Origin of the sequence: Haloferax chudinovii, assembly GCF_042663345.1 — an archaeon.
Classification (GTDB): domain Archaea; phylum Halobacteriota; class Halobacteria; order Halobacteriales; family Haloferacaceae; genus Haloferax; species Haloferax chudinovii.
On sequence record NZ_JBHTAB010000014.1, the window covers coordinates 1 to 18,145 of the forward strand.

Here is an 18,145-nt window from a genome sequence, read left to right on the forward strand (position 1 = left end):
TCACCTGCGTTCTGGTCAGTACTGGAGTGAGCGATCCTCTGGGAAATCCAGTTCGCCGCCCCCCACTCATACGAAGCCCACTGGACTACAGTCCAGTGGGCTTTTTTCATTTATGACGAGCGGGAGCAGAGAGCCCGCTCGCACGCACAGACACGGAGCGACCGCCTTCCGGTTGAGACACCGAAAACGCCCGACTCAGGTCGCACACCGTCAGGCTTAAGCACAAGACCGGGATATAAGTAACTGCGCCAAGGTGGCAGAGTTCGGCCCAACGCATCCGCCTGCAGAGCGGAACCCCCGCCGGTTCAAATCCGGCCCTTGGCTTTTTGCTTCGAACGTTGCTCCCGTGAGCGGCGCGTCCCGGAATCGAATCAGCGAGTGACGATGCTATCGCACGAGTCGTGCTTCGACGGGCGAAAAGCACGCCGTAGCGCGCCGTAGTTCGGCGAGCGCCTCGGTCGCGTGGCCGACTTCGCGGAGTGCACCGGCGTACTGTCGCGGCATCGACCTTCGAGGGCCGCTGTCGGCGCGGACTCGATTACCGCCGCGAGAAGCGAGAGCCCGTCGTCAGTCTCACCCGACCGCACGTACACGTCTCCGAGAGTCATCTGCGTGAGCGTCTTCGGTTCGTCATCGAGCGCCGCCGCTCGTTCGTGGGCTCGTTCTGCGACCGTTCGCGCCGTCGAGCGCGTCGAGGAAGTCGAACCGGTCGGAGACGAGTTCCAACTGTTCTCTGATGCGGTCGTCCGCGCGCGTCACGACCCACCCCGATGCGGTGCCGTCGCGCGACTGGTCCGTAACGCATGACACGTCCGCTCGGCCGACAGATTCAAAAAGTCTCGTCAATCTGCGACCGCGACCGCGCTTCCGCCCGCCGTATTGAGGGTTGGAGTCGCCGCCGGCGGGCGCGCGACGCGGTGACACGCTCCGAGGAAAAGTAATCGTTATACGCCGCGTGGCCCATGCCGAAACCATGCAACGACGCGCCGCGGTCATCTCCGTCGTGTTCTTCCTGGTCATCGGTGCCGGTGCATACTCGCTTATCGCGACTGCATCGACGCCGTCGGTCAGTTTCGAGAACCCTGAGTACTCGCTGGCACAGGGAGACGAGTTCTCCGTCCCCGGTAGCGACCAGGCGTACACAGTATCGTCGATAACCGAAGAGGAGGAATCGGGCGGCCACGGTGGCGGCACCACGCTGGTCCGTTCCGGTGAACTCACGTACGTGAACGACTCGGCCCGTTACACGGAAACGTGGGACAACGAGAGCACCGTCACGCTCGACGGCACCGACTACCGTGTCGAAATCGCCAACGTCTCGGACCCCTCCGAGGCGACGCTGGTCGAACTGTACAACGAGACCGCGATTCTCCAGGCCGACTCGAACGTCGACAACGAGACCGTCACCCGTGACGGCGAGCGCTACGTCGTCGTCAACGGCTCGACGCTCGTCTCGGTCGACGAGTACTTCCCGGCCAACGAGACGCGCACCGTCGCCGAGGGCGACTCCTTCGGCTACAACAACCAGTCTGTCACCGTCGCCGCCGTCGAGACTTCCGGCGTGACCGTCGAGTGGTTCGCCCCCGAGGAGAACACCGTCACCGTCGACAACGAGGCAAACCTGTCTCTCTCGGGACAGCAGTACCTCGCGTACTTCCCGGACGGCGAGACCCTCGTCTTGACGCAGAACTACGACAGCTATCAGACCCAACTGTCCGAAATCGAGCACTACCACGAGACGGAAAACGGCCTCTGGGGTATCGCCATCGTTTCGTTCGCCACGGGCCTTCTCCTCGTCGGCATGGCGTTCCTCCCGTCGCGGTACTGAACACCGCGTCAGTCACCGCTTTTCGCGCGCAGTTCTCGCTTCGAGCCACGCGATTCCGATTCCGATAGCGACGGCCGACAGCGCCCCGAGTATCTGGAGTGCGGCGACCGTGAGAACCGAATTACTGGGTGCGTCGCGCCGCGAGGAGAACCCCGATGCGGCGACACGGCGGCCGGCACGAATCGGAGACGAAACAGAAACGCCGGGAGGCGGTCGGGGAGCGTCGACTGGACCGGCCGACTACCGGCGGAGGAAGTCGAGGAAGTGGTAGTCGTGGTCCGGCGTGTAGGTCCGAAACAGGAGGCTGTTCGTGAGGACGGACACCGACGACAGCGCCATCGCGCCCGCGGCGAACACCGGCTGGAGAAGGCCGAGCGACGCGAGCGGAATCATCGCGGTGTTGTAGCCGAGCGCCCAAAACAGGTTCTGTTTGATTTTGGCGAGCGTCCCCGCGGAGATGCGGATGGCCTTCACCACGTCGAGCGGGTCGTCGCGCATGAGCGTCACGTCGGCGGCCTCGATGGCCACGTCGGTCCCGGAGCCGAGCGCCGTCCCGACGTACGCGGCGGCGAGCGCGGGCGCGTCGTTGACGCCGTCGCCGACCATCATGACTCTCGTGCCGTCGGCCTGCAGGGAGTCGACGGCGTCGGCCTTGTCCTCGGGGAGGACGCCGGCGCTGACGTTCTCGGGGTCGATGCCGACCTGCTGGGCGACGGCGCGGGCGGTGCGCTCGTTGTCGCCGGTAATCATGTGGACGGTCACGTCGCGGTCGCGGAGCGCGGCGACGGCCTCGGCGGCCGACTCCTTGATTTCGTCCGCGTCGGCGACGACGCCCGCGAGGTCGCCGTCGACCGCGACGAGCATCGCGGTCTTCCCGTCGCCTTCGAGGTCCCGGAGCGCGTCCTCGGCCGGAGTGGGGTCGACGCCCGCCTCCGAGAGGAGTTTGCGGTTGCCGACGAGGACGGATTTCTCGTCGACGGTTGCGCGAATCCCGTGGCCGGGGACGTTCTCGAAGTCGTTCGGCTCCGCGAGCTCGAGGCCGCGGTTCTCCGCGCCGGAGACGATGGCGCGGGCGAGCGGGTGTTCGCTGTTGCGCTCGGCCGAGGCGGCGTACCGGAGCACCGCGTCTTCGTCGAGTGTCTCGTCGTCGGCGGTGACGACGCCGGAGCCGTCGGCGGCGGGGCCGACGGCGACTACGTCGGTCAGCGTCATCTCGCCTTTGGTGAGCGTGCCGGTCTTGTCGAAGACGACGGTCTCGACGTCTCTGACGCGTTCGAGCACGTCGCCGCCCTTGAACAGGACGCCGTTTTGTGCGCCGATTGTCGTCCCGACCATCGTCGCGGCGGGGGTGGCGAGGCCGAGCGCGCAGGGGCAGGCGATGAGCACGGCCGACGCGAAGACGACGACGGCGAACTCGAACGTCGAGACCGCGCCGCCAGCGGCGGCGGGGCCGCCCGCGACGAGGCCCCAAAGCGGGAGCGACCGGATGAAGCCCGCGAGCGCTTCGGGGAAGAGGAACCAGACGACGCCCCACAGGAGGGCGTTGGCGATGACCGCGGGCACGAAGTACGCCGAGATGCGGTCGGCGAGGTTCTGAATCTCGGGCTGGCGGCCCTGTGCCTCCTTGACGAGCGAGACGATCTGCTGGATGGCCGTCTCGGAGCCGACCTTGGTCGCTTCGACCACGAGGACGCCGTTTTGGTTCACCGTCGAGCCGACGACCTCGTCGCCTTCGGCCTTCGAGACGGGGACGGACTCGCCGGTGACCATGGACTCGTCGACCGCGGAGTCGCCGTCGACGACGACGCCGTCGGTCGGAATCCTCTCGCCGGGGCGGACTTTCATGTAGTCGCCGACCTCGACCTCGTCGAGGGGTACCTCGCGTTCGGTTCCGTCGTCGTCGACGAGCGTCGCGGTGTCGGCTTCGAGTTCGAGGAGCGTCCGGAGCGCCTCGGAGGCCTGTCCCTTCGAGCGCGCTTCGAGGTAGTTCCCGAGCGTGATGAACACCAAGATGAGCGCGGCGGTGTCGAAGTAGAGGCTCCCCGCGAGCAGGCCGCTGAGGACGGCGACCGAGTAGACGTACGCCGTGGACGACCCCATGGCGATGAGCACGTCCATGTTGGCGGTGCGGTTCCGGACGAGCGCCGTGTAGGAGTTCTCGTAGAACTCGCGGCCGAGAAAGACCTGCACCGGCGTGGCGAACGCGAAGCCGACCCAGCCGATGGGGATGCCGGTGCCGGGAATCGCTTCGGGGAGGCCGCCGCCGAACAGTTCGACCGCGAGCATCGCCAAAAGCGGGAGCGACAGCGCCGCACCGACCAGCGTCAGGCGTTTCTGCCGGCGAATCTCCTCGTTGCGGGCGGCGTCGCGGGCGTCTTCGGACGACTCCTCGTCGTCACCGTTCTCGCGGATGGGCGTGTAGCCGGCGTCTTCGACCGCCCGGTACATGTCGTCGAGGCTCGCGTCGGCGGGGTTGTAGGTGACGTGCGCCTCGTCGGTGGCGAAGTTCACCTCGGCGGCGACGACGCCCGGCACCGACTCCAAGGACTTCCGGTTCGCGTCGGCGCAGTTCGCACAGCTCATCCCGGTGATACCGATGGTCCGGCTCTCCGAGAGCGCCTCGTAGCCGGCGTCCTCGATGGCGTCGTACAGTTCGCCGAGCGATACTTCCTCGGGGTCGTACTCCACGGAGCCCTCGTCGGTGGCGAAGTTGACGCTGGCGCTCGTCACGCCGTCGAGCGCCTCCAACGCCTCGCCGACGGTGCGCGAGCAGTTCGCGCAACTCATCCCGCGGATGTCTAAGTGGGCCGTTCGGCTACTCATCTCACCTAGACGTACGTGCCCCTCGCTTACCTCAGTTGCCCCTTCAGAACCGAACGTCATCGAGGGGCGGAACTTTGGATTCGAAACCATCGCCACCGACGTTCGGTCGCCGCCCGCACCACCCGACCGTCGCCCGCCCGCTCAGTCCTCGTTCGCGCCGGCTTCGAGGCGGTCGTATCGGTCTTCGAACCGGCCGAGACAGGACGAACAGCAGAAGTGGTAGAGCGACCCGCCGATGTGGGCGCTCTCGCCCTCGCTCGTCACCGTGTTGCCGCACTCGGCGCATTCGAGAGCGAAGCCGGTCCCGTTGACCGTCGGCGTCCACTCGGCGGACTCCACGAGGCTCACCTCGTAGGAGCGGACTCGCGAGAGGTCGACGAGGTCGTCCAACTGGGCGCGGACGGAGTCCCCGTTAAGTCGGGCGTGGACGGTCACCTCCCCGTCGGCCGCGACGAACAGGTGTTGGACCGGGTCGGCCGCGCGGAGGGCGTCGCGGACCTCGTCGACGAACTCCGGGCGGACGGTGAGTCTGACGAGGACGGGCGTCCCACCCGACAGCGTCGACTGGTCGAGGTCGACCGTGAACCGACGGATGATGCCCTCCTCGCGGAGGCGGTCGATGCGGTCGGAGACCGCCGGTGCGGAGAGACCGACTTCCGCGGAGATGTCGCTGAACGGTCGGCGGGCGTCTTCGGCGAGGAGTTCGAGGATGTGGAGGTCGGTTTCGTCGAGCGCGCGCATGGTTCCGTTTGGAACCGCGATGTCATAGGCGTTCCCCGTGTTCGGCTTTCGATTCGAAAGCAGATGCCGGCACGTCACCGAACCCTCGAAAGGGAAACCCACTAAATCGAGAAGCCCCTATCTCGGACCGCATGTCGACCACGCTTACCGTCACCGGGATGACCTGCGAACACTGCGAACAGCGCGTCGCCGACGCCCTCGCCGGCGTCGACGGCGTCGAGGACGCGACCGCCGACCGCGAGGCGGAGCGCGCGACCGTCGAGGGCGACGCCGACACCGACGCCCTCGTCGCGGCCGTCGAAGAGGCGGGCTACGACGCGAGCGCCTGAACCCGAGGCGGCGACGGGTCGAACCGCGCGAGAAGGTTCGAAGAACGAAGACTCGAAGAATCGGACGGCGCGACCGACAAGCCGGTTCGACGCGCCGACCTGAACGGTTTTAGCCGTCGACCCGCTACCCGCGACCATGCACGCGCGGTCGTGGGCGGCCGTCCTGTTCGCGCTCGCCATCGGACTCCTTCTCGCGCTCGGCGTCGTTCGACTCGCCGCCGGTGACACCGGAGACTTCGCGAGAAACACCGGAATCGCCGCCCTACTGACGATTTTCGCCGTCGCGCTGGTCAGAGACTGGGAGCCGAGCGCGGAGTGAAACGGCGGGCGGCGAGTCGGGGTTGCGCCGTTCTCGCGGTGAACTGTCACTCGTCTGTCTTTCACTTCGGCTGTAGGCGGTTACAAGAGGCCGCAGTTCCAACCCCGTCTGTGTCTCCACCGAGCGACGACGACTTTCGCACGCACTCTCCCACCGCTCCGATAGACGACACGCCCACCGTCTCGTGTTCGCGGTGCGGCGAGGAGTGGGACCTCTCGTACGAACTGGACGAGCTACAGCTGGGGAACCAGTCGGTCGAGCAGTTCGCGCTCGACCACCGCCGCCACACCGGCCACTTCCCGGACGACGTCTCGCCGTGGGTCGTCAGTTGTCGGCAGTGTCCCGACGGCGAGCAGTTCCTCTCCGAGGCCAGCGCCCACCGCTGGGCCCGCACGCACGCCCGTCACACGCGACACGAGGTGTCGATGGACCACGCCGACGACGACGGGGTCGTCATCACGCCCGAGTGAGCGCGTCGGGCGTCGTCTCGGTCGCGGTGCGACGGGTGCGGGCGGGCCGCCGATTCCCAGATTCCGAGGATTCGAAAACCGGTCCGGGTTTATAATCTCCCGGCGGCCCACGCTTCACATGTGAGGTGACAGACGATGGCCGCAACCGGCGAAATCGAGATGCTGGGGAACCGGATGGAGTTCGACTACGCCGAGGGCGTCACCGGCTACGTGCTCGTGTTCGCCCGCCTCGTCACGGGGTACTGGTTCCTCCACGCGGGGGTGACGAAGTACCTCGCCGCCGAGCCGTTTAACGCGGGCGGCTGGCTCGTCAACGGCACCACCGGCGCACCCGCCCCGGTCCACGCGTTCCTCGCGTGGGTCGGCCAGACGCCGCTGATGCTCGAGTTCACGAACTTCATGGTTCCGTTGGGCGAGACGCTCATCGGGTTCGCGCTCATCACCGGGGCCGCGGTCCGCCTCGCCGCCGCCGGGGGAACGTTCCTCATGACGTTCTTCTACCTCGGCAACGCCGAGTGGGGCCACGGGCTGGTCAACGGCGACCTGCTGGGGCTCGTGATGTTCCTCGTCGTCGGCGCGCTCGCGGCGGGCCGCATCCTCGGCCTCGACGCGTATCTCGAAGCGATGGAGTTCGTCCGCCGTCGGCCCAAACTCAAGTACCTCCTCGGCTGAGGGGGACGCCCCGGCCGCGTTCGACCGTCTTTTCTCTCGGACAATGTTGCCGTAGATTCTCCGGACTCAGGTCTCTGCGAACCGTTTTTCGCGTGTCGATGGATTTAGGGGTGCCTAAAATCCGAAAGTGGTTTATTGTATTAGGTATGCCTAAAACGTATGAACGAAGACGGAGCCGACTTCGACCACGTCCCTCGCGGGCTGTTCTCACGGGGGCGGTCTGCGCCGTGACCGACCAAGGCACCGAACTCGACTCGGCGGACGTGGTCGTCGGCGGCGGTCCCTCGGGATGCGCCGCGGCCGTCTTCACCGCGCGGTACGGTCTCGACACCGTCGTTTTCGACCGGGGCAACGCCGCCCTCCGTCGGTGTGCGTCCCTCGAAAACTACCTCGGCGTCCGACGACTCGTCGAGACCATCGGCACGGAGCGCGTCCTCGACGCGCTCTCCGACGAGGCGCTCGCTGACTACCTCGACGGGCGCGGACTCGGAGGTGTCGAGCAGTGAGCGGGACGACGCCGACAGAGCGCTCGTCCGGGTCGGCGCTGACCCGGCTGTTCGGCTGGATAGACGGCTCGCTCCTGTCGCTTTGTCTCGCCAGCCTCGTCGTCGTCGTCGCCGGCGGCCTCGTGCAGGTCAGCTTCGGCGCGTTCTCGATGACCATCGGCGAGGCGTGGCGCGCCGTCTTCGACCCCGCGGTCATCTTCGACCCGCGGGTCTGGCAGGTGTTCCTCCTCGGCGGCGAACTCCCCGAACTCGGCCGCCGGACGCTCATCGTCTGGAACATCCGACTGCCCCGGGTGTTCGTCGCCGTCCTCGTCGGCGCGAACCTCGCGATTTCCGGCGCGATTTTCCAGGCGGTCACCCGGAACGAACTGGCGAGTCCGTTCATCCTCGGCGTCTCGTCGGGGGCCGGACTGCTCATCCTCCTCACGCTCGTCGTCTTCTCGGGGCTCGCGGCGTATCTCCCGCTTCTGGCGGCGCTCGGCGGGATGTTCGCGTTCGTCCTCGTCTACCTCATCGCGTGGAAAAACGGCACCTCGCCGGTCAGGCTCGTCCTCGCGGGCGTCATCGTCGGCACTGTCTTCCAGAGCCTCCAGACGGGGCTGTTCTTCTTCGTCGACGACATCGGCGTCGTTCAGTCGGCCATCGCGTGGACGACCGGCTCGCTCACCGGCACCGACTGGGAGCAGGTGCGCATGGCCCTCCCGTGGTCCATCATCGCCGTCGCCCTCGCGCTCGGGAGCTCTCGCCAGCTCAACGTCTTGCTCCTCGGCGAGCAGACCGCCCGCTCGCTCGGGATGTCCATCGAGAAGGTCCGGTTCGCCCTTTCGGGCGTCGCGGTCCTCGCGGCCGCGGCGAGCATCGCCGTCGCCGGCATCGTCGGCTTCGTCGGTCTCGTCGTCCCGCACCTCGTGCGGAACGTGGTCGGGAGCGACTACAAGCGCCTCGTCGTCGGCTGTCTGTTCGCCGGCCCGGCGCTGATGGTCGCCGCCGACGTGGGCGCGCGTCTCGCGCTCAATCCGATTCAGCTCCCGGTCGGGGTCGTCACGGGCCTCGTCGGCGGGCCGTACTTCCTCTATCTCATGCGCAAACAACAGAACATCGGTGAAGTGTGATGTCGAACCAGCACCCAGAGAACCCCCAACAGATGGCACGCCACGGCGAATCGACCGCTGACGACAGCAGAACCGCGAGCGTCGAAGGCGAGACCGACCGCGAGAGCGCGCTCACCGGCGACGCGCTCGAACTCTCGTATCCGACGAGCGAGGGCCCGGTCGTCGAGTGCGACCGCATCGACATCCCGCGCGGCGAAATCACGGCGCTCGTCGGGCCGAACGGCTCCGGAAAGAGCACGCTTCTGAAGTCGCTCGCCAAACAGCTCACCCCCGACAGCGGGAGCGTCTACCTCGACGGGAAGTCCATCAGCGAGTACGACGACAAGGCGTTCGCCCGCGAGTTGGGGATGCTCTCTCAACAGCACGACTCGCCCACGTCGCTCACCGTCGAGGACCTCGTCTACCACGGCCGGTATCCCCACCGGAACTTCTTCGAGCAGGTCAACGAGGACGACCACGAGGCGGTCGAGCGCGCCATCGACCTCGCGGGCGTCGAGCACATCCGCGACAAGCAGATCGGCAACCTCTCGGGCGGCCAGAGCCAGCTCGCGTGGATTGCGATGGTGCTCGCACAGGACACCGACGTGCTCCTCCTCGACGAGCCGACGACCTATCTCGACTTGCACCACCAGCTCCGCGTGCTGGAGACGGTCCGCCAACTCAACGAGGAACGCGGCGTGACGGTCGCGGTCGTCCTCCACGACATCGCGCAGGCCGCGCGGTTCGCGGACTACCTCGTCGCCATGCAGGACGGCGAACTGTACGACTGGGGACCGCCGCGCGAGGTCGTCACCGAGGAACTCCTCGCCGACGTGTTCCGCGTCGAGGCCGCGGTCGACTACTCGCCCGACCCGGAAATCGTCCCGAAGCACTCGCTGTAGCGGTTCGACGCCACTTCTCGCCGCTCGGCCGTCGCCCGGCCACCGTCCGGCCGCAACCCCGCTCGACCGACAGCCGCGGCTCCGCCCGACCCCGAGCGCCTACTGGACGGCGATGACTTCGATGTCGAAGACGAGCGTCTTCCCCGCGAGTTCGTGGTTGAAGTCAACCTCGACGGCATCGTCGCGAACGGCGATAACGTCGCCGTGAAGCCCGTTTTCGGCGTGGACGTGGAGGCCGACCTCGGGCGTCTCGCCGACCATCCCCTCGAACGTCTCGGGGTCGTAGGTTCGGATTCGGTCGGGGTCGAACTCGCCGTAGGCGTCTTCCGGCGGGACGGTCACGGTGGCCTCCTCGCCGGCCGACATCCCGACGACGGCCTCGTCGAGCCCCGGAATAATCTGGCCCGCGCCGACGACGAACGTCTGGGGGGCGTAGTCGTCGCGGTCCCTCTCTTGGGCCTCGAACAGGCCGTGTTCGACCGCCACCTCGTACCGCGAGGTGTTGAAGACGGTCCCGTCTTCGAAGCGTCCGACGTACGCGAGTGCGACGCGGTCTCCCGACTCGATTGCCATAGCGGGGGTCGGCGGAGGACGCGCATAAAAGTCGTCATCGAGGCATCCCGGCGGGGGTTCGCGTCACCGCCCCGCGCTCATCTTCCGGGCGTGTTGCGGGGGGAGCCGAAGCTCGTCGAGTCCGGGGAGGTGTTCGATGTTGTAGACGACCCGCAGGTCGTCGGTCACCGGGAGGCTGATACACGACAGTCGGACGCCCTGCTCCAGCATCTCCTCCGAGAGGATGTGGTTCGAGGGCATCTTCACGTCGCCGTCGACGACCGCCACCGCGCAGTTCGCACACGCCCCGCCGCGGCAGGCGAAGGGCCAGCTGTGGCCGGCGTCCTCGGCCGCTTTCAGGAGGTTAGTCCGCGGCTCGACGAACACTTGCCCGTAGGCGTCGCCGTCGATGTCGCTCTCGGCGGCCTTCTCGAAGAGGTCGTCGTCGGTGAGCGACCAGCCGCGCTCGGTGAGCACGTCGTAATCGAGGAACTCGACTCGCGCCCCCCGTCGTTCGGGCTCGGGCTCCGAGTCGGGACCGGAACCGGAACTCGCGTCGTCGGTCTCGGCTCCGGCCCGTCCGTTTCGGGCGGAATCGGCCTCGTGCTGTCCGTTTCGGGTCGCGCCCTCGTCGGTCGGGCGGCGGCCGTCCGTCTCGACGGGTTCGAGTTCGTCGCCGGGCTCGTAGCCGTCCCGAATCGCCTCGTAGGCCGTCCGAACAGCCTGAAATTCCTCCGCCGACCCGCCGTGGTCCGGGTGGGCCGACTTCACCCGCCGACGGTACGCGTCGACGAGTTCGTCGTCGTCTGCGTCCGGGTCGATGTCGAGCGTCTCGAACGGGGAGTCCACATCGGGGCTAGTAGGAACTCGCGAGCATAAACCCACGGCCATCGGCCGTCTCGTCGCGGTTTAGTCCTCGAATACGGGGTCCCGTCGTCCCAGACCGAGCGCGGCCGCGAGCCGCGGCGGTTTTGTAGCGGGCCTCGCTTGCTACGGGTGTGAGACGCGGGGTTCGGTTCGTCGTCGGCGCGGGACTCGGCATCGGAGCGCTCGCGGCGTACCTCTGGTACGTCGGGCCGGAGGAAGTCGGCTCGCGCGTCGCGGCCGTCGCCCCGTGGGCCGTCGCCGTCGTCTGCTGTCTGATGCTCGCAGAGGCGACGGTCGACGGCCTCGGCGTCTGGGCGTCGGTGCGGCCCCTCCGGGACGGGCTCTCGCCGCGGGCGAGCGTCCAGTTCGCGTTCGCCGGCGACTTCTTCGACGTGCTCAGCCCCGCCGGTCCGGTGAGTTCGGAGCCCATCATGGCGCAGTTCTTCGGCGTCGCGACCGAGACGAGCTACAGCGAGGCCCTCGGCGTCCGCGGCGTCGCCAAGTACGTCAAATCCGCGGCACAGCTCCTCCTGTCGGTCGCCATCGTCGGCGTCCTCTTTCTCGATGCGCCGACGCCGCGGTTCGTCCTCGTGACGCTTGCTGGCGCGGTCGCCGCGCTGTTGGTCGTCGGTGCCGCGCTCGTCTGGGCCCGGGACGCGCTGTCGGCGGTCGTCGTCGCGGTCTTGACCCCGGTCGTCCGTGTCCTCACCGGCGTCACCCGCGAGACGCCGCTCGGTCGCGACGCCGTCGGCGACGCGGTCGAACGGTTCTGGGCGCGCGTCGTCCACTTCCGCGACGCGCCGGAACTCCTCGTCGTCATCGCGCTCAGCGGCGTCTTCGAGCAACTGCTCACGTCGCTCGCGCTCTGGGTCGCGCTCGGCGGCACCGGCACGTCCGTGGCGTTCCTCCCGATTGTCGCCGTCATCCCGCTCCCGCAGGCGGCGAGCGTCCTCCCCGTTCCGGGGAGCCTCGGCGCGTACGACGTGCTTCTCGCGGGCGCGCTCAGCCTCACGACGGGCGCGCCGGCCGCGGGTGCGGCCGCCGCGGTGCTCGTCGTGCGGACGTTCGAACTCCTCGTCTCGCTCGGCTGTGGCGGCGTCGCAACTGGCTTCCTCCGCGGCTTTCGGGCCTGAGGCGAGTTTACCGGTACCCGTCGCGGCGGCGTGAGAGGAGGGAAGCGGAGAGAAAAACGAGTCAGTCGGCGGTGCGTTCGTGGACGGGGACGCTCGCCAGCCCGACCGCGTTGGACTCCGAGGAGACCGAGAGCGTTGCGTGCCAGCCCCCCTCGACCGGCGTGACGTGCAGGGAGACGGGGTTCCACGACGACGCCCGGCGGTAGAGTTCGACGACGACCGGCAGTACCGGGAGCCGGCCCTCGCGCGCCGAGAGGGCGTAGCCTTCGAGGGTCAACTCGGCCGACCTCGTACCGGCGTCCGGGCCGGGCCGCCACGGCGAACAGCTGTACGACTCCACGAGGCCGAGCCGTTCCATCTCCACCAGCGTCGCCTCCAGCGCCCCCGCAGAGTCGGGCCGCGGCGCGAGGTGCGAGGCGGCGCGTTCGAGCACGTCCGCCTGCTCGGCCGACGCGAGGTGCACGTGGAGCGCGGTCGCCATGCTCTCCAACAGGCGCAGACAGAGGTCGTCCGCGCTGGACATCGTCTCCGCGAGGTCGAAGTACGCGTCCATCACCGCGGTCTCGACCGCCCGGTGGTCGGCTTCCACGAGCGCCTCGAACACCGCCGCCGCGACCCGGTGGCAGAACTCGACCCGCTCGGCGCGGTCGCCGCCGTCCGCACACTCCGCGCCGCCGTCCGCGTCGGGTCCGAGGCCGAGCTCGCAGGGCGGCTTCGGGAGCCCCGGCGTCGCCCCGGCGGTCGCCCACCCCTCCGCGGATGCGGTCGTGCTCGCGCCGCTGAATCTCGACTGCGCCTCGCGCTCCGAGACGATGAGGTCGTAGTACGGGACCTTCGGGTCGTACCGCCGGAGCGCGGAGCGGTACTTCCTCGCCTCGCGCGCGGCGGCCTCGGCGGTCGCGCGGTCCTCGAACCGGAGGCCGTCGACCGGAACGGGTCGCTCCCCGGTCCGTCCGCAGACGAGCTCGTAGCTCCCGTCGTCGCTCGCGAGCGATTCGATGTGGGTTCGTATCTGGGTGAGTGTCGTGCCGACCATGACGTGTCAGTGTGTCTGTTCGCGGGTCGTCGCCGACGCCGCGGTCCGTTCGTCGCTCGCTCGACACATTGTTTAGGCCGGCCTAAAAAGTGTCGGTTCGAGCGGTCGGTCGGGAGGGGGTTCGGGTTGCTCGTCGCGGCGTTCGGTCCCGCGCCGTGACCCGGCGGGCCCTGTTTCGAGAGGCCGCCAAAGACGTGCTTTCCCCCGGTCGACTGCCCGTGGTATCGGTCCCGAGTCGGTCGGTTTCGATTCGAATTTGGGCCTAATTTGTGCCCGTCTCGGGGGCAACTCTGCGTCGAGTTCGGCGAATCATTATCCGCCGTTACGCGGGTAGATTCGATAGATGACGCACTCGACGAACTGCGAGATGAACACGCCCTCGATGACTGGCCGCGGGACGACCGTGACGGGCACGCGACAATGACGACCCACAACAACACCACGAGAGCGCAGGCGCTCCAGCAGACGACGACAGATGCACGTCACGAACACCGGCGGAGCAAAACGGGAGCCCAGATGAGGCAGTTGTTGTGGTGGCTCGTCGGCGGGACCCGCGGGGGGAAGAACCGCCTCAGACTCATCCGCGCGCTGAACGAGCGCCCGATGAACACGAACCAGCTCTCGAACGAACTCGACTTGAACTACAAGACCGTCCAGCACCACTTGGAGATGCTTACGGAGAACGGCGTCCTCACCACCAGCGGCGAGGAGTACGGCAAACTGTTCTTCTTGACGCCCAAGATGGACGACAACCTCGACCTCCTCGACGACATCGCGGAACAGACCGATATCGAGGTCGAGGATGCATGAAACCGCGGCGCTCCGGCGAACTGCCGGGTACACCGCGGTCGCGGTCGCCGCCTCGCTGGGCGTCGTGTTCTCGCTCCCCGAGGCGGGGCTCCCGACGTTCCTCGACCCGTGGACCCCGCTTTTCGGCGCGCTCGTGCAGACGAAGCTGTTCTTCTCGACGTTCACGACGCTCTTACTGCTCGTCCTGCTCGCGACGTACGGCCGCGTCTACCGCGAGTTCCCGAACCGCTTCACTCGCGACCCGCACCCCGAACTATGAGCTCCGGTAGTGCCCCGTCCAAGCGAGACCGACTCGAACAGTACCTCTCGGCGCGCGCCTCGGAGGGCGCGTTCTACTTCAAGAGCAGACACATCACCGACGAGGTGGGACTGTCGCCGAAGGAGATCGGGTCGCTCGTCGGGACGCTCCAGCGCGAGGCGGAGGCCATCCGCATCTCCCAGTGGGGGTACACCCGCGGCACCACGTGGTACGTCGAGCGCGCCGACTGAACCGTGGAACGACTCGACCGACTGTCCGCAAAAGAACCCGTTGGTGAGGTTCCGACCCGGGGCAGGGGCAACCGTGTCCGAGGCGGTGCGTTGCGTTGCGTCGGGCCGGAGGGGGAGGGGGTGGGGAACGCGGCGGTCGGCCGGTGGCCGAGCGACAACCGGTGACGCTCCGCGGGCGCGACGCGCCGTCGACGGTGTCCGTCGCAGAGTGGGGGCCTCTGTCTCCCCGTCTATCGAACGATCCGACGGGGGGATAGCGGTTTTCCGAACTTCGGGACAACACCGACCGAACTCCGACCGAACTCCGACCGAACTCCGTTCGGATTAGACCCAACTTTCTCGGCGGCGACCCGCGAGCCGGTCACGACGCGTCGTCGGCGTCTTCGCCCGGTCTGTAGAACGTCCGGTGGAACATCTTGTAGGAGTCGGTGATGGGGACGATAGTGTAGGTGTCGACCATGTCGCTGTCTTGGAGGAGTTCGCGCACGTAGCTGTTGATACTGCTCAGCGAGGACTGCCAGACGCGAATCAGCAGGTCGTACTCGCCGATACATTCGGCAACCTCGTACACCAGCCCCTCGTCGAGGAGTCGCTCGATGAACGCCGTAATCTCGTCGTTCGTGGCGTGGTTGTCGTAGGAGATGTGGACCTCCGCATAGGGGTAGTTGGCCGCCCGAAAGACCAACAGCGCGAAGACTTCGAGAATGCCGTCTTCTTGGAGCATCTTGCGCCGCCGCCGCGCGGCCGTCCGGGAGAGCCCGACGCGGTCGGCCAGCTCCGTGTCCGAAATTCGCCCGTCTTTGTTCAACTCGCGGAAGATGAGGACGTCCTTCTTGTCCATCTGGTCTTCGAGAAGCTCGACAACGCGCGGGTCCTCTATCCACTCCTGCGAATCGGGCATTGCTAGTCTCACGGTTATACCGCTTCGCTTCATATATATGAATGTTTCTGGAAAATCTCCGAATCGGATACACAATGTAAACGAATCGTTTAATCGTGCTGTGTGCGCCGAGTTTCGAAATCGCCGGCCGTCGGACGAACACGGACTTTCGGTCCCAAACACTTTTGCTCCCCGTTCACGGAGGATGACGTCATGGTTCGCGGAAAAATCAATCGAACGAACAAGGTGCTCGTCGATTGGGCCGACATCCTCACTGAAATCGACGAGGTCGCGGCGGCGCTCGAAGACGCCGGCTGGGAGACGCTCGTCTTACATCCGGGCGACGTCGCGACGACGGACGCGTCGGCGACGGGCAACCCCGGATTTCGGCTCCTCGTGCCGAACTCGGAGTTCGAAGCGCTTTATTCGACCGTTTCAGCGTCTGAAGCGGCGTTCGACCAGTTCGAAGTCTACCGCGCCCGCGATACAAACGTGCGCATCTTCGTCGTCGTCGTGAAATCCGAAGAAATGACGGATGCCGTCCTCTTCCCCGTGTTTTACGATTCGGACACCGACCGCGCGTTCGTCGAAACGCTACGGACCGAATCCGTGATTTGGACGACGGTGAGCGACCTCGGGAACGAACGTCGCTGTTCGTTTCGGCACGCCGAACCCGCCTTGTTTCTGCCGCAGTAGCCGTCGCGAACCGCTGGCTTCGCCCGGACTTCGCCTGTTCTCTTCCCCGTCGTCCCCGCCGTATGTGACACGAATACTGTTCACTATTTTCCGTAATTGGTGTGTATGTATCAGGTAAATTGACGAATATTGTGGTGTTTGTCGGTGTGTCTGGGGCTCCGTACCCTGTCCCTCTATTTCTGTACTCCTCGAACGCTCTACAATATTATTTCAAATATAGCATTAGATGAATCAACTTTCTCAGACAACGATATGTTAAATCTCTGGGAAAACTTTATACGAATGGGGTATCCACAACCCTCCATGCCAACCGGCAACATAGAACGCAGAAAACTGCTGAAACTCATCGGTGCGGGAGCGACGAGTGTCGCGCTCGCGGGCTGTCAGGGGACCCAGCAGACCGAGACGACCGACGGGAGTTCGGGGAGCGACTCGACCGCGACCGAACAGACGAGCGACGGCGGAAGCGGTGGGGACGGAGGAAGCGGCGGCAACGACTTCCACTTCATCGCCGGGCAGGTGTTCGGGACGCTCGACCCCGCAGAGCAGGTCGACTACACGCAGGGGCTCGCCGCCCAGAACCTCTACGACGAACTCATCACCGTCGACGCCGAGACGCTCCAGCCGACCGCCCACATCGCCGAGAGTTGGGACACCGAAGACGGGGGCCAGACCTGGGTGTTCACCCTTCGCGACGACGTGACGTTCTCCGACGGCACGCCGCTGACCGCCGACGACGTGGCGTACTCGCTCACCCGGATGCTGGAACTCCAGCGCGGTTACTCGTCGTTCTGGCTCGACTACCTCGACCCCTCGAACATCACCGTCCGCGACGAGCAGACGGTCGCCTTCGAGTTCAATCAGGCGTACGGGCCGGCGCTGGCGACGTTCGTCCAGTTCTACATCGTCAACAGCACCGTCGTTCAGGAGAACGAGCAGGACGGCGACTACGGGAACGCCTACCTCCAGAGCAACTCCGCCGGGTCGGGCGCGTACGTCCTCGACGACTGGGAGCAGGGCAACTCCATCGAGGCGTCGGCCTACGAGGACTACTGGAAGGGCTGGAGCGAGGACAGTTTCGACACGTTCCGCTCGACGGTCATCACCGAGGAGTCCACCATCAAGACGACGATGCAACAGGGCGAAGGCGACATGACCGACCAGTACATGGGCACGCAGGCGTACGCCGAGATGGACTCGTACTCTAACGTCCGCGTCCCCGAGGTGCCGCAACTGCAGTTGTTCCACTTCCCGATGAACTGCCAGAAGGCACCGACCGACGACATCAACGTCCGGAAGGCCATCGCCTACGCCTTCGACTACGACAGCGCCGTCAACGACATCATCGGCGGCGGCGGCGTCGCGGCCGGGCCGGTCCCCCGTCAGATGGCGGGTCACAACGGCGACCTCGCCCCGATGGAACAGGACCTCGACAAGGCCAAGGAGTTCCTCGATAAGGCGGACTACTCCGTCGACGAAATCAACGAAATCGGCCTCGAACACGTCGTCATCGCCGGCACCGAACTCCAGCGCCAGATGGGGCTTCTCAATCAGGCCGGGCTGAACGAACTCGGCATCGACCTCGAAATCAACCCGCTTCAGTGGGCCCGCCTCACCGACCGCGCGACGAGCGTCGAGTCGACCGCCCACCTGACGAACATCTTCCACACGGCGAAGATGCCGTCGCCGGACAGCCACACCTACCTGATGTACCACCCCTCCTCGTTCGGGTCGTACATCTCCCAGTCGTGGTACTCCACCGACGAAATCGCGGCCACCCTCGAAGAGGCGCGCCAGACCACCGACCTCCAGTCGCGGCTGGAGAAGTACGAGGAGGCGCAGGCGCTCATCATCGAGGGCATGCCCAGCGTCTACATCGCCAACCCGCCGTACCGCATCGGCATCAACGAGAACGTCGAGGGCTGGCAGTACCGCGGCGTGATGTCGTTCGACTGGGACGTCCACTCGATGACTCGGAGCGGCGAGGGTCGCGCGAAGTAG

General features: G+C 66.6%; 21 protein-coding genes, 1 tRNA gene and 1 pseudogene. 15 read left to right on the plus strand and 8 right to left on the minus strand.

Annotated elements, in window-relative coordinates:
* Positions 1-247: 247 nt before the first annotated feature.
* Positions 248-324: transfer RNA gene (locus tag ACFQI8_RS18125), tRNA-Cys, on the plus strand.
* Between the two features lie 306 nt (positions 325-630).
* On the opposite strand, the gene ACFQI8_RS18130 is transcribed toward ACFQI8_RS18125, so the two are convergent.
* Positions 631-810, minus strand: a complete 180-nt coding sequence (locus tag ACFQI8_RS18130; RefSeq protein WP_390247295.1) for a hypothetical protein — start codon at positions 808-810, stop codon at positions 631-633.
* Between the two features lie 163 nt (positions 811-973).
* On the opposite strand from ACFQI8_RS18130, the gene ACFQI8_RS18135 reads away from it, so the two are divergent.
* Positions 974-1,828, plus strand: coding sequence for a hypothetical protein (locus ACFQI8_RS18135; protein WP_390247297.1), 855 nt, complete (start codon positions 974-976; stop codon positions 1,826-1,828).
* Positions 1,829-1,840: 12 nt separating this feature from the next.
* On the opposite strand, the gene ACFQI8_RS19545 is transcribed toward ACFQI8_RS18135, so the two are convergent.
* From ACFQI8_RS19545 to ACFQI8_RS18145, 3 genes are all read right to left on the minus strand, one after another.
* Entirely contained in the window at positions 1,841-2,011 is a 171-nt protein-coding gene (locus ACFQI8_RS19545; protein ID WP_465261728.1) for a DUF8123 family protein, read from the minus strand.
* Between the two features lie 57 nt (positions 2,012-2,068).
* Positions 2,069-4,651: a heavy metal translocating P-type ATPase gene (locus ACFQI8_RS18140; protein WP_390247299.1), complete on the minus strand. Its 2,583-nt coding sequence runs from the start codon at positions 4,649-4,651 to the stop codon at positions 2,069-2,071.
* A 141-nt stretch (positions 4,652-4,792) separates the two neighbouring features.
* Positions 4,793-5,392 (minus strand): AsnC family transcriptional regulator, encoded by a 600-nt coding sequence (locus tag ACFQI8_RS18145; protein WP_390247301.1) that lies wholly within the window; start codon positions 5,390-5,392, stop codon positions 4,793-4,795.
* 131 nt (positions 5,393-5,523) lie between these two features.
* On the opposite strand from ACFQI8_RS18145, the gene ACFQI8_RS18150 reads away from it, so the two are divergent.
* The 7 genes and pseudogenes from ACFQI8_RS18150 to ACFQI8_RS18180 all read left to right on the plus strand — a co-directional run bounded on the left by ACFQI8_RS18150 (position 5,524) and on the right by ACFQI8_RS18180 (position 9,681).
* Positions 5,524-5,721 (plus strand): CopZ family metallochaperone, encoded by a 198-nt coding sequence (locus ACFQI8_RS18150; protein ID WP_004976528.1) that lies wholly within the window; start codon positions 5,524-5,526, stop codon positions 5,719-5,721.
* 136 nt (positions 5,722-5,857) lie between these two features.
* Entirely contained in the window at positions 5,858-6,040 is a 183-nt protein-coding gene (locus ACFQI8_RS18155) for a DUF8073 family membrane protein (protein WP_390247304.1), read from the plus strand.
* 110 nt (positions 6,041-6,150) lie between these two features.
* Entirely contained in the window at positions 6,151-6,510 is a 360-nt protein-coding gene (locus ACFQI8_RS18160) for a hypothetical protein (RefSeq protein ID WP_390247306.1), read from the plus strand.
* A 135-nt stretch (positions 6,511-6,645) separates the two neighbouring features.
* Entirely contained in the window at positions 6,646-7,182 is a 537-nt protein-coding gene (locus ACFQI8_RS18165; RefSeq protein ID WP_390247308.1) for a quinol oxidase, read from the plus strand.
* Positions 7,183-7,409: 227 nt separating this feature from the next.
* Positions 7,410-7,577, plus strand: a pseudogene (locus ACFQI8_RS18170) (NAD(P)-binding protein); the annotation flags it as partial.
* Between the two features lie 107 nt (positions 7,578-7,684).
* A complete protein-coding gene (locus tag ACFQI8_RS18175; RefSeq protein WP_390247310.1) occupies positions 7,685-8,800 on the plus strand; it encodes a FecCD family ABC transporter permease in 1,116 nt (371 codons plus the stop codon).
* On the plus strand, positions 8,800-9,681 hold the full coding sequence (locus ACFQI8_RS18180) for an ABC transporter ATP-binding protein (RefSeq protein ID WP_390247312.1): 882 nt from the start codon (positions 8,800-8,802) through the stop codon (positions 9,679-9,681). The genes ACFQI8_RS18175 and ACFQI8_RS18180 overlap by 1 nt, the downstream gene beginning before the upstream one ends.
* Positions 9,682-9,780: 99 nt before the next feature.
* Here the strand turns inward: ACFQI8_RS18180 and ACFQI8_RS18185 are convergent, their stop codons facing one another.
* A complete protein-coding gene (locus ACFQI8_RS18185) occupies positions 9,781-10,254 on the minus strand; it encodes an FKBP-type peptidyl-prolyl cis-trans isomerase (protein ID WP_390247314.1) in 474 nt (157 codons plus the stop codon).
* 63 nt (positions 10,255-10,317) lie between these two features.
* Positions 10,318-11,082, minus strand: a complete 765-nt coding sequence (fer, locus tag ACFQI8_RS18190; protein WP_390247316.1) for a ferredoxin Fer — start codon at positions 11,080-11,082, stop codon at positions 10,318-10,320.
* A 149-nt stretch (positions 11,083-11,231) separates the two neighbouring features.
* On the opposite strand from fer, the gene ACFQI8_RS18195 reads away from it, so the two are divergent.
* The gene (locus tag ACFQI8_RS18195) at positions 11,232-12,233 is read left to right on the plus strand and encodes a lysylphosphatidylglycerol synthase domain-containing protein (RefSeq protein WP_390247318.1); all 1,002 of its coding nucleotides are present in this window, start codon (positions 11,232-11,234) and stop codon (positions 12,231-12,233) included.
* Positions 12,234-12,294: 61 nt separating this feature from the next.
* On the opposite strand, the gene ACFQI8_RS18200 is transcribed toward ACFQI8_RS18195, so the two are convergent.
* Positions 12,295-13,269, minus strand: coding sequence for a DUF7551 domain-containing protein (locus ACFQI8_RS18200; protein WP_390247320.1), 975 nt, complete (start codon positions 13,267-13,269; stop codon positions 12,295-12,297).
* 516 nt (positions 13,270-13,785) lie between these two features.
* Between ACFQI8_RS18200 and ACFQI8_RS18205 the strand changes: the two genes are divergently transcribed.
* From ACFQI8_RS18205 to ACFQI8_RS18215, 3 genes are read left to right on the plus strand one after another with little or no spacing between them, the layout of a single operon-like run.
* On the plus strand, positions 13,786-14,079 hold the full coding sequence (locus ACFQI8_RS18205; RefSeq protein WP_390247322.1) for an ArsR/SmtB family transcription factor: 294 nt from the start codon (positions 13,786-13,788) through the stop codon (positions 14,077-14,079).
* Positions 14,072-14,338 (plus strand): DUF8036 family membrane protein, encoded by a 267-nt coding sequence (locus ACFQI8_RS18210; RefSeq protein ID WP_390247324.1) that lies wholly within the window; start codon positions 14,072-14,074, stop codon positions 14,336-14,338. The genes ACFQI8_RS18205 and ACFQI8_RS18210 overlap by 8 nt, the downstream gene beginning before the upstream one ends.
* Positions 14,335-14,568, plus strand: a complete 234-nt coding sequence (locus ACFQI8_RS18215) for a DUF7123 family protein (protein WP_390247326.1) — start codon at positions 14,335-14,337, stop codon at positions 14,566-14,568. Before ACFQI8_RS18210 ends, ACFQI8_RS18215 begins: the two co-directional genes overlap by 4 nt.
* A 361-nt stretch (positions 14,569-14,929) precedes the next feature.
* Here ACFQI8_RS18215 and ACFQI8_RS18220 read toward each other — a convergent pair whose 3' ends face one another.
* The gene (locus ACFQI8_RS18220) at positions 14,930-15,469 is read right to left on the minus strand and encodes a winged helix-turn-helix transcriptional regulator (protein WP_390247328.1); all 540 of its coding nucleotides are present in this window, start codon (positions 15,467-15,469) and stop codon (positions 14,930-14,932) included.
* Between the two features lie 192 nt (positions 15,470-15,661).
* Between ACFQI8_RS18220 and ACFQI8_RS18225 the strand changes: the two genes are divergently transcribed.
* Both ACFQI8_RS18225 and ACFQI8_RS18230 read left to right on the plus strand, forming a co-directional pair.
* Positions 15,662-16,144 (plus strand): DUF7529 family protein, encoded by a 483-nt coding sequence (locus ACFQI8_RS18225; protein WP_390247330.1) that lies wholly within the window; start codon positions 15,662-15,664, stop codon positions 16,142-16,144.
* Between the two features lie 303 nt (positions 16,145-16,447).
* Entirely contained in the window at positions 16,448-18,145 is a 1,698-nt protein-coding gene (locus ACFQI8_RS18230; protein WP_390247332.1) for an ABC transporter substrate-binding protein, read from the plus strand.